Source organism: Stenotrophomonas sp. TWI1409, assembly GCF_039673015.1.
GTDB classification, from domain to species: domain Bacteria; phylum Pseudomonadota; class Gammaproteobacteria; order Xanthomonadales; family Xanthomonadaceae; genus Stenotrophomonas; species Stenotrophomonas maltophilia_A.
Genome location: NZ_JBDJKU010000135.1, coordinates 1 through 2376, shown reverse-complemented (window position 1 = coordinate 2376; position 2376 = coordinate 1). Strand labels below are relative to the sequence as shown.

Annotated in this window: 3 protein-coding genes; 2 read left to right on the top strand and 1 reads right to left on the bottom strand. The window is 68.6% G+C overall.

From position 1 onward, the window contains the following. Positions 1-181: 181 nt before the first annotated feature. On the bottom strand, positions 182-547 hold the full coding sequence (locus tag ABE423_RS20640) for a DUF6164 family protein (protein ID WP_346487352.1): 366 nt from the start codon (positions 545-547) through the stop codon (positions 182-184). A gap of 70 nt (positions 548-617) precedes the next feature. Between ABE423_RS20640 and ABE423_RS20635 the strand changes: the two genes are divergently transcribed. Further along, the gene (locus tag ABE423_RS20635) at positions 618-1052 is read left to right on the top strand and encodes an FKBP-type peptidyl-prolyl cis-trans isomerase (protein WP_049421508.1); all 435 of its coding nucleotides are present in this window, start codon (positions 618-620) and stop codon (positions 1050-1052) included. Beyond that, positions 1039-2286, top strand: coding sequence for a TIGR03862 family flavoprotein (locus ABE423_RS20630; protein WP_346487350.1), 1248 nt, complete (start codon positions 1039-1041; stop codon positions 2284-2286). The genes ABE423_RS20635 and ABE423_RS20630 overlap by 14 nt, the downstream gene beginning before the upstream one ends. Positions 2287-2376: the final 90 nt, after the last annotated feature.

The window sequence follows — 2376 nt, the reverse complement described above, 5'->3', positions numbered from 1 at the left end:
GCCATGGATGGCGCCATCGAGCCCCCATGGACGGGTTTACGGCGTGTCCCGCCTGCCCACACCGCCCTGCCCACCACGGATTGCCTGCTGTTGCTGTTGCTGTTGCTGTTGCTGTTGTAGTTGCTGTTGTAGTTGCCCTGGCATCGGCGGGTGCCGGGTGCAACCCGGCCAGAAGCCCCCCTTACCCCCGCAACAGCACGAACGGCAGCAGCACCAGCGCCGCCGCACCGGCCATCGCCAGCAGCACCAGCACCACATACACCGGCCGGCGCCGGAACAGGCTGCCGAAGGTCTCCGCCGTGCCATCACGCAATGCCTGCTCACGCTCGGCACGGATGCGCGGCCCGCGTTCGGCCTGGTATTCCGCCATCAGCGCCTTCGCTCGTGGATGATCAGCGTCCTCGCGCAGCCACAGGCCACCATTGGAGATGCCCCAGGGGCTGGGTTCGGTGCGATACCAGGCGATGTCGTGCTGGTCGAGCAGCGTGCAGACATCGGCATATTCGTCGTCGCCGACATTGCGCAGATTGAGCAGGAGTTTTGCCATGCCCCCATGATACCCGGCGCCGATGCGCTACCCTTGCCGCCCTCGCCCTGCGCCCTTCCGGAGACGCCCGATGCGCCGCCTGCTGCTTCCCCTGCTGCTGTCCCTCGCCGCCGTTGGCTGCTCGACCGAACCGTCCGGCCCGCCGCCGGGTGGCACCCTGACCACATTCGAGCGCATCGATACCGTCCCGGGTACCGGCGCCGAAGCCGTTGCAGGCAACAAGGTGACCGTGCACTACACCGGCTGGATCTACGACAACCGCACCGAAACCAAGCACGGCAAGACCTTCGACAGCTCGGTCAGCCGTGGCGAACCGTTCACCTTTGCGCTCGGCGCCGGCCAGGTCATCCGCGGCTGGGATGAGGGCGTGGCCGGCATGAAGGTCGGCGGCAAGCGCACCCTGATGATCCCGCCGGACTACGGCTACGGCGACCGCCGGGTTGGCCCGATCCCGGCCGGCTCATCGCTGGTCTTCGATGTCGAGCTGCTCGATGTCAAACCGTAATACCGCAACGCCTCCACGGGTCGCTGTCATCGGCGGCGGCCCGGCCGGCCTGTTCGCCGCCGAGCGCCTGCGCGCCGCCGGTCTGGAGGTGGACCTGTACGAGGCCAAGGGTTCGCCCGGCCGCAAGTTCCTGATCGCCGGCAAGGGCGGGCTCAACCTCACCCATTCCGATCCGCGTCCGCTGTTCGACAGCCGCTACCGCGAGCAGTCCACGACCGTGGGCCGCTGGCTGGATGGCTTCGATGCGCAGGCATTGCGCGACTGGGCCGGCGGCTTTGGCGTGGAGACCTATGTGGGCAGCTCCGGCCGCGTGTTCCCGGTCGACCGCAAGGCAGCCCCACTGCTGCGCGGCTGGGTGCGCCGCCTGAAAGAACAGGGTGTGCGCCTGCACGCCAACCACCGCTGGATCGGATGGAGCGACGACGGCGCCCTGCGATTTGAAACCGAAGACGGCGCCGTTGAAGTGCATGCCGATGCTACCGTGCTGGCCATGGGCGGCGGCAGCTGGCCGCAGCTGGGCAGCGACGGCGCCTGGGTCTCGCCACTGCAGGCACGTGGCGTGGACATCGCACCGCTGCAGTCGGCCAACTGCGGTTTCGACGTGGACTGGACGCCGTTCTTCGCCCAGCGCAATGCCGGCGCACCGTTGAAGCCGGTGGTCGCGCACTGGCTGGACCTGGCGGGACAACCGCAGTCGCTGCAGGGCGAGTGCGTGGCCAGCGAGTACGGCATCGAAGGCAGCCTGATCTACGCATTGGCCGCAGACCTGCGCGAGACCATCAACCGCGATGGCCACGCGATGCTGTGGCTGGACCTGGTACCGGGCCGCGATGAAGCACGCCTGCTGGCCGACCTGTCACGCCCGCGCAAGGGTCGCAGCTTCGGCGAGCACCTGCGCCGCCAGGCCGGCCTGGATGCAGTGAAAGCCGCACTGGTGTTCGAGATGCTGGGCAAGGAAGCGGGCAACGACCTGCCTGCCGTGGCAGCTACGCTCAAGCGCCTGCCCCTGCGCCTGCTGCGCCCCCGGCCGATGGCCGAGGTGATCAGCACCGCCGGTGGCGTGCGCCTGGATGCGCTGGATGATGGCCTGATGCTGCGGGCAGTGCCCGGCGTGTTCTGTGCCGGCGAGATGCTGGACTGGGAGGCGCCGACAGGTGGCTACCTGCTGACCGCGTGCTACGCCAGTGGCCTGCGTGCTGCGGAAGGCGTGATCGGGTGGCTGGCAGCGCGGTGACACCTGCGTTGTAGAGTCGCGCCATGCTCGCCGGCGTGTGAGTCAGGCGGTAGAGCCGGAGAGCCTGGCGCGAAGCGACAAAAACCCAGC

Excerpts from the sequence above, each read along its gene's own strand:
- ABE423_RS20640 (WP_346487352.1), bottom strand. The coding sequence starts at position 547 with ATGGCAAAACTCCTGCTCAATCTGCGCAATGTCGGCGACGACGAATAT.
- ABE423_RS20635 (WP_049421508.1), top strand. The coding sequence starts at position 618 with ATGCGCCGCCTGCTGCTTCCCCTGCTGCTGTCCCTCGCCGCCGTTGGC.
- ABE423_RS20630 (WP_346487350.1), top strand. The coding sequence starts at position 1,039 with ATGTCAAACCGTAATACCGCAACGCCTCCACGGGTCGCTGTCATCGGC.